8 protein-coding genes are annotated in these 7,544 nt (G+C 42.9%); 1 reads left to right on the top strand and 7 read right to left on the bottom strand.

What is annotated here, in order from left to right; translation table 11 throughout:
* Positions 1–62 precede the first annotated feature (62 nt).
* From SPD53_RS11810 to nagA, 5 genes are all read right to left on the bottom strand, one after another.
* Entirely contained in the window at positions 63–359 is a 297-nt protein-coding gene (locus SPD53_RS11810; protein WP_336252685.1) for a glycerol-3-phosphate responsive antiterminator, read from the bottom strand.
* Between the two features lie 59 nt (positions 360–418).
* Positions 419–796, bottom strand: a complete 378-nt coding sequence (dhaM, locus tag SPD53_RS11805) for a dihydroxyacetone kinase phosphoryl donor subunit DhaM (RefSeq protein WP_188855893.1) — start codon at positions 794–796, stop codon at positions 419–421.
* Between the two features lie 6 nt (positions 797–802).
* The gene (dhaL, locus tag SPD53_RS11800; protein ID WP_336252684.1) at positions 803–1,423 is read right to left on the bottom strand and encodes a dihydroxyacetone kinase subunit DhaL; all 621 of its coding nucleotides are present in this window, start codon (positions 1,421–1,423) and stop codon (positions 803–805) included.
* Between the two features lie 15 nt (positions 1,424–1,438).
* Positions 1,439–2,434: a dihydroxyacetone kinase subunit DhaK gene (gene dhaK / locus SPD53_RS11795; RefSeq protein ID WP_238472578.1), complete on the bottom strand. Its 996-nt coding sequence runs from the start codon at positions 2,432–2,434 to the stop codon at positions 1,439–1,441.
* 131 nt (positions 2,435–2,565) lie between these two features.
* Positions 2,566–3,729 carry an N-acetylglucosamine-6-phosphate deacetylase gene (gene nagA, locus SPD53_RS11790; protein WP_336252683.1) on the bottom strand — a complete coding sequence of 388 codons (1,164 nt, stop codon included), beginning with the start codon at positions 3,727–3,729 and terminating at the stop codon, positions 2,566–2,568.
* Positions 3,730–3,910: 181 nt separating this feature from the next.
* Between nagA and SPD53_RS11785 the strand changes: the two genes are divergently transcribed.
* Positions 3,911–4,645 (top strand): GntR family transcriptional regulator, encoded by a 735-nt coding sequence (locus SPD53_RS11785; RefSeq protein ID WP_156856172.1) that lies wholly within the window; start codon positions 3,911–3,913, stop codon positions 4,643–4,645.
* Positions 4,646–4,671: 26 nt separating this feature from the next.
* Here the strand turns inward: SPD53_RS11785 and nagE are convergent, their stop codons facing one another.
* Positions 4,672–6,126 carry an N-acetylglucosamine-specific PTS transporter subunit IIBC gene (gene nagE, locus SPD53_RS11780; RefSeq protein WP_336252682.1) on the bottom strand — a complete coding sequence of 485 codons (1,455 nt, stop codon included), beginning with the start codon at positions 6,124–6,126 and terminating at the stop codon, positions 4,672–4,674.
* Positions 6,127–6,639: 513 nt separating this feature from the next.
* Positions 6,640–7,527 (bottom strand): LysR family transcriptional regulator, encoded by an 888-nt coding sequence (locus SPD53_RS11775; protein WP_336252681.1) that lies wholly within the window; start codon positions 7,525–7,527, stop codon positions 6,640–6,642.
* Between the last annotated feature and the right edge of the window lie 17 nt (positions 7,528–7,544).

Genomic DNA, 7,544 nt, shown 5'->3' with positions numbered 1-7,544 from the left:
CCACAAAAAAGGTTCCAAGCAAATTTTTTATTGCTTGAAACCTTTTTATTTACTATTTTTGGCTAGTTATGTCCCAGCCTCTTTTTGACAAGGGAAATTACTTCTCCTCTTGTCGAAATGATTCCATCTACTTTTACATTATTCGTTAAAAATTCTATCCCATATTTATCTGCTTTTAATCCACTAATCAGATCCGCATGCACATATATCTTTTTTCCATATTGATGAGCATATTTAACTAAATTTTGCAATTGGGAGACACGACTTTCTAATAAAATAATAGTCTCGTGGCCGCTCTCTAGGACTTTTTCAAAATCTTTGATCTTTCGAATTGCTGGTATAACTTTGTCTTTAAACAACATGAAAACCCCTCTGGATCGATTTTTATTTGTTTTTTCTTATCCCCTAAATAAGCTTCCTAATCCCGATAATTTTTTTCAGCAGCCGCTTGCACTTCTTCTAGTGACTTACCCATGCCCGCTTCTACAGCTGCCACGAAAGCACCTTCAAGAATTGGGGCTTCTACGACATGGACATTTTTATATTCGTTCATTTCCACTGCTAACTCGGCATTCATCTTAGCACTGCCGATGTCGTAAAATAGGAGAACTCCCTTTTCTCCCTGAACCTCTTCTATCGCCTGCTTTATTTTATCAATGTTCGTACCAATTTCTCCTTCTTCCGTTCCGCCTGCTACTCCAATCGAAACAGCTGGTACCATTTGCGTGATGATATCTCGAATCCCTTCCGTTACTTTCGAACTGTGAGATACGAGCACAATACTTACATTTGCCAATTTTTATTAGTCACCTTCCTTCAACACTTCAGCAAGGCTTGAGAAAATATAGAACGATGAAACCGAGCCAGGATCCAAATGACCAATCGAGCGTTCCCGCAAGTAGGCCGCTCTACCTTTCTTCGCCTCAAGGTCTTTCGTCGCTTCCATTGCTTCTTTCGCTACTGATTCAAAGCCTGCTGCATTGAAGCTATTTTGTCCATTCAAGTAATCGACAAGCGGCTCCCAGACGTCGACTAGTGTTTTCTCGCCCTTTTCTGCTTTACCTCGCTGCTTTATTCCTGCAAGTGCCTCTGCCAATCCGCTCTTGAACTTCGGAAAATCTAGCGTCTCACTACCTTTTACTGCCATCGATAGCTTTAAAAAAGCTGTACCATATAGCGGACCAGCCGCACCACCAACTTTCGATAGCAAAGTCATGGAGACACCTTTCAGTAGATCAGAAACATTATCATAATCAGTGGCAGTAATTTTCGCCTCTACTTCCTGAAAACCACGTGCCATATTAATTCCATGGTCACCATCCCCAATTGCCTGATCCAATTCAGTTAAATACGTTTTATTTTCCTGGATTTTTTCATTTGCTAACGTCATCCACTTCACTGTATTTGCTACATTCAATTCCATCTTTTCGCCCCCATTTCAGCGCCGGAATGCCGGTGCCTTTGATTTAGCATCCAACAGTTCCTTTAGTTCGTCATCAAGCTTTAATAAAGTTACGGAAACACCCGCCATTTCTAAAGATGTCATGTACTCTCCAACGAATGTATCATAAATACGGATGCCCTTACTCGTTAAAATTTCATTCACTTTTTTATTAACGATGTATAGTTCCATTTCTGGCGTACCTCCTAAGCCATTCACCATAACCGCAACTTCCGAACCTGTTTCAAGCTTAAGATCATCCAGTACCTTTTCCGTAAGTTCTGCAGCAATATCATCAGAACTCACAATCGCTTTCCGTTCAATACCTGGTTCCCCGTGAATACCAATACCAATTTCCATCTCATTTTCTTCCAGTGTAAAGCTCGGTGTCCTAGCGGCTGGTACGGTACACGGGGTAATCGCCATCCCGATGGAACGTACATTTTTGACCGTTTTTTCAGCGACTGCTTTCACCTCAGCAAGTGTTCCGCCCGCTTCAGCCTTTGCACCAGCTAACTTATGGACGAAAACGGTCCCGGCAATCCCTCTGCGACCGGTCGTAAATGAACTATCCTCTACCGCAACATCGTCATTTACAATAACCTGCTCTACACGAATTCCTTCCGCTTCAGCCAGTTCAGCTGCCATGTCAAAGTTCATCACGTCACCCGTATAATTTTTGATAACGAGTAACACACCCTCACCAGCGTCAACTGCTTTGATCCCTTCCAGCACCTGATCTGGGGTAGGTGAAGTAAACACTTCTCCAGCAACTGCAGCGTCAAGCATCCCCTCACCGACGTAACCAGCATGGGCCGGCTCGTGACCGCTCCCGCCACCACTAACTAAGCCAACCTTATTTGCAGCCGGGGCATCAACCCTTGCAATAACTGTTGTCCCGGGCAATAATCTAACTTCCCTTGGGTAAGCAGCAACAAACCCATCCAACATATCCCTAACAACCAAATTCGGATCATTAATTATCTTCTTCACAACCACTACCTCCTATTCAAAAATAATAACTAACCCCATTGTAGAACGGCACATGGGGTCAGAGCAAGTGTCCCAGCGTGGGACATAGGGTTGGGACACGGGGTCAGTGTAAATGTCCCAGTACAAAACTTTTACCCAATATGGGCAATAATCCCACGGCAAATCGTATATTTTATATTTAATTCAGCATCCACAATCAATAAGTCCGCATCTTTCCCCATAGTAATACTTCCTTTACGGTCATACACACTGGCTTGTTTTGCAGGGTTGACGGAAGCCATTTGAATAATATCCCGTATTCCAATCCCATCAAGAAGCTTAAACATTTTCTTGACTGCCTCTTGCATCGAAAGAATACTCCCAGCTAGCGTACCATCCGCAAGCACTGCCCGGTCCTCAGTCACTTTTACCGGCTGACCACCTAGTTCATAATCGCCTGGAGGGAGCCCCTTCGCACGCATCGCATCCGTAATCAATGTGAGTCGTCCGCTCCCCATATTATGGTATACCAATTGAAGCATTTCATCCGAAACATGGATACCATCCGCAATCAGTTCCGCATGTAATTCTTCCAGTAATAAAGCTGCACCGACCGCTCCAATGTCCCGATGATGAATTCCGTTCATCGCATTACATAAATGCGTCAATTGTCGTACCCCTTGTCGGACAGCTCTTTTAAGCTCTGAAAAACCTGCATCCGTATGTCCTGCTGAAACCGTAACACCTGTTTCATTTAAATATCGAATGAAATTTCCCTCTGGATCATGTTCAGGCGCAAGAGTTATCATTTTAATCTTATTCCCCGCAAGCTCTTGCCATCTATTGAAAAGTCCCATGTTTGGTTTCTGAATATATTCTACCGGCTGAGCACCAGCTTTCGTTTTTTCTACAAAAGGACCTTCCAGATGCACACCGATTACTTCCGATTTTCCTGGTTTGCTTTTAAAATTTGCGATATTTCGAAGTGCTTGCCCGATTTTTTCAGTTGCTTGCGTAATTGTTGTCGCAAGGAAAGCAGTTGTACCCTCCTTAGGCAAAAATTCAGCCATTATCTGAAGTGCATCAGGCATCGCGTCCATCACATCTGCCCCTGCTGCTCCGTGAATATGAGTATCGATGAAACCCGGAATAAGATATTCATGCTTAGCATCAATAACTTGTGCTTGCGGCGGAATATCCTCAGCCAAACCATCCTCTGCAACAATCTGCTCAATCAAGCCATCCCGGATAACTACCCTCGCCTCAGGGATGATCTCACTTTCCGTATACACTTGTGCATTCTTAACAACAATCATTTGTAGCTCTCCTTCCTGCTGCGGGACATTGGGGTCAGAGCACTTGTCCCGCCCTAGTGGGACAAGTGCTCTGACCCCGATGTCCCGTTCTTCCTATACTAGTGGTCTATACATCCTTACAATTATACATGTTGTCGTCTTTTTGATACAATTAGTGAAGATAAGTAGGGGGGTTTTTAGTATGATTGATAAAGATTCACCAATCCCAATTTATTATCAATTAGAAGTACGAATCAGGCAATTAATTGAAACGAACGAGCTAAAACCTGGTGATTTATTGCCATCTGAGCGAGAGTTCACAGAGAAATATAATATTAGTCGGATGACTGTAAGACAAGCGATCAACAATCTTGCAAGCGAAGGACTTTTATACCGTCAAAAAGGAAAAGGCACCTTTGTCGCGGAGAATAAGTTCGAACAAGATCTTTCCGGTTTAACTAGTTTCAGTGAAGATATGAAAAGCCGCGGACTCATCCCATCGAATAAACTGATCAGTTTTAAAACTATTTCAGGAAACACCGAGCTTGCCTCTATTTTAAAATTAAATGCAGCGGATACCATTTACGAAATCAAACGAATCCGCCTTGCAAACGATGAACCCGTTGCCCTTGAGACAGTGTATACTCCCAAAAAACTTGTCGGGGAAATGACGGAACAAGATGTCACAACCTCATTCTATCACTATTTGGAAAACAAGCTTCAATTGCAAATAGGGTACGGCACCCAGAGCATCGAGGCTGTACTTGCCACAGATAATGAAATCAACCATTTACGCATCAAAGAGGGGAATCCGATATTACTCATGAAACGGACAAGTTATTTACAAGAAGACTTAGAAACCCCTGTTGAATACGTGAAGTCCGCTTACCGTGCAGATAAATATATCTTCCATTTACAGATGAAACGGGAACCCTAAGGTATCCCCGTTTCATCTTTTTTTCGCTATTTTTTATTTCGGATGCTTCTTACCTCATCTGCCACTGCTTGAACCTGGGTACCAACGATAACCTGAACATTGTTTTTCCCAACAATTTGGACGCCCGGCACACCAGTTGCTTTAATTCTTGGCTGATCTACCTGTTGTGCGTCTTTAACTTCCAGCCTGAGCCGCGTCGCACAATTATCAACGGAGAGAACATTTTCATCCCCACCAAGACCTGCGTAAATTTCACGAGCCATCACTGCAAAGCGATCACCTGCACCAGAGGCTGATTCAGTCGCCGCTTCCACAACTTCATCATCATCTTCCCGGCCCGGCGTTTTCATATCGAACTTAACGATTAAGAAACGGAACAAGAAATAATAAATTACCGCAAACACAAGACCCTGCACAATAAGCATCCATGGCTGATTCGCAAGTGGCAACCGCGAACTCAAGAAAAAGTCGATTGCTCCGGCACTGAAACTAAAACCTGCCGTCCAGCCAAAGGCCGATGCAATAAATAAGGATAATCCTGTTAAGGCTGCATGCACAACATACAAGAATGGAGCTAAGAACATGAAGGAAAATTCAATTGGTTCGGTTACACCTGTCAGGAAAGCTGCAAAAGCCGCGGCCATCAGTAGAGAAGCAACTTGTTTTCTTCTTCTCGTTTTAGCCGTATGATACATTGCTAATGTTGCTGCTGGCAAACCAAACATCATAATTGGGAAAAATCCGGCCTGATACATTCCAGTTATCCCTTTTTCCCCTTGACCGGACCAGAAATTAGCAATATCGTTAATCCCAGCCACGTCAAACCAGAATACAGAGTTTAGCGCATGATGCAGTCCAGTTGGAATTAATAGGCGATTAAAGAAGCCATAAAGCCCAGCACCAACAGAGCCTAAGTTACTAATTGCCGTACCGAATGCTACTAATCCAGAATAAGCAATTGGCCAGATGAACAAAAAGAGTAAAGACAAAAGAAGCATCGTACCAGCTGTCATTATCGGAACAAGCCGTTTTCCACTAAAGAAAGCGAGCGCATCAGGAAGTTTCGTCTTACTAAATCGATTATACATCGCGGCAGCAATAAGACCTGAAATAATACCGACAAAGACGTTCTCAATATTGGCAAAAGCCGCATTCACACTTTCCGCTTCAATCCCCTGAAGGAGAGCCACATTATCAACAGAAAGCACTGTAGTAACAATCAAAAAGCCTACCAAACCACTAAGCGCTGCAGATCCATCCTTTTCCTTCGCCATACCGACTGCGACACCAACTGCAAATAAAACAGGGAGGAAATCTAAAATAGCACTACCGGCACTAATGAGGAAAGCTGCTACCTTATTCGCCTCACCCCATCCTTCCGGGTCAATCCCGTAACCGATCCCCATCAGGATCGCTGCAGCCGGCAGTACAGCTACAGGGAGCATGAGCGATTTACCAAGGTTTTGTAAATACTTCATCATAATAATCATCCTCTTCTAGAATTTAATGATGATAAAGCTTGTTCTTGGTCATTTTCCTTTCATCTTTCATGTTGGATTAATAAAAAACGCAATATGATAGCGCTGTCATTTAAAAGGAAAATTTATCTTTTGCTACTGCCCCCCTTCCATCTTCAAACTGATTGGTAGCACGTAAAAAAAGATTTATTCATATTTATTTTATCAAAATACAGTATGGTTGTCTATACATCTATACGTATGCAAATCCGTCATTATACCTAAGAAAACAGCTCTTTATGCTTTTTCATTAATTGCTCATTATGCTCATCAGCTCCATCCACATTCCCACTAAGGAAAACAGGCGGAGTAATCCCTTTCTCTGCCAGTGAGGCGATAGCTAGTGCGATAACACTATTTATAATCGCGGCATATGAATCATCCTAAATCCCCTTTCCATTTTCAAGGAGGGACATTGGGGTCAGAGCACTTGTCCCGCCCTAGTGGGACAAGTGCTCTGACCCCAATGTCCCACTTCTAAATCCTCGGTTTAATACTTTCGACAAACTTGGCTGCGGCGCGGGAGAGTGGGACTGTTTTTAAATGGACAATACCGATATACCGGCTCGGAATTTCCGCTTCCAGCAATACTTCATGGACAATACCGCGGTTTAAATACTCACGAGAAAACTCGCGAACAACACAAGATATGCCTAAGTTCCCTTTCGCAAAATCCATAATAAGATCATATGAACCAAGTTCGAATACCGGAGACAGTTCATATCCTCTTTCTTTAAAAAACGCATCCACATAATCACGGGAGACCGTATTTTTTTCAAAAGAGATGAGCGGTAGTTCCATTAAATGATCATAGCTGATCCGATGTTTCGAAATCCGTTTATATTTATCTCCGCAAACGAAAATATCATGGATTTCCATACAAGGCGTAACTTCAAACTGCTCATCATCAATCGGTAAATTACATACACCGACGTCCGCTTCCCCAGCTTTCAAAAAACCTAATATTTCCGGAGTCGTGCCATTTAACACCTTCAGCTTAATACCAGGAAATCGCGCATGAAACTCTTCCAAATAAGGTAATAAAAAATAACGGGAAATTGTATCTCCAACCGCAATTCGCAACTCACCGCGCCGGATTCCCTTATACGCTTGAATCTTATCTTCCGCAACATCAAGAATCCCGAGAGCTGAGCTGACATGCTCCTGCAGCACTTTCCCCTCTGTCGTTAACATAACGCCTTTTGGAGTCCGATAAAACAGCTGGACTTCGAGCCCCTTCTCCAGCCGGGAAATTGCTTGGCTCACAGCAGATTGAGTCATAAATAATTCTTTTGCCGCTTGGGAAAAGCTCTTATTTTGACTGACGATCTGAAAAACTCGATATAAATCCAAGTTCTCTATCATATAAATTCTCCTAATAC

It is taken from the genome of Oceanobacillus sp. MO10714A, assembly GCF_037072045.1.
GTDB classification, from domain to species: domain Bacteria; phylum Bacillota; class Bacilli; order Bacillales; family Amphibacillaceae; genus Oceanobacillus; species Oceanobacillus indicireducens.
The sequence above is the reverse complement of the archived record's forward strand: the minus strand, read 5'-3'. Positions and strand labels throughout refer to the sequence as shown.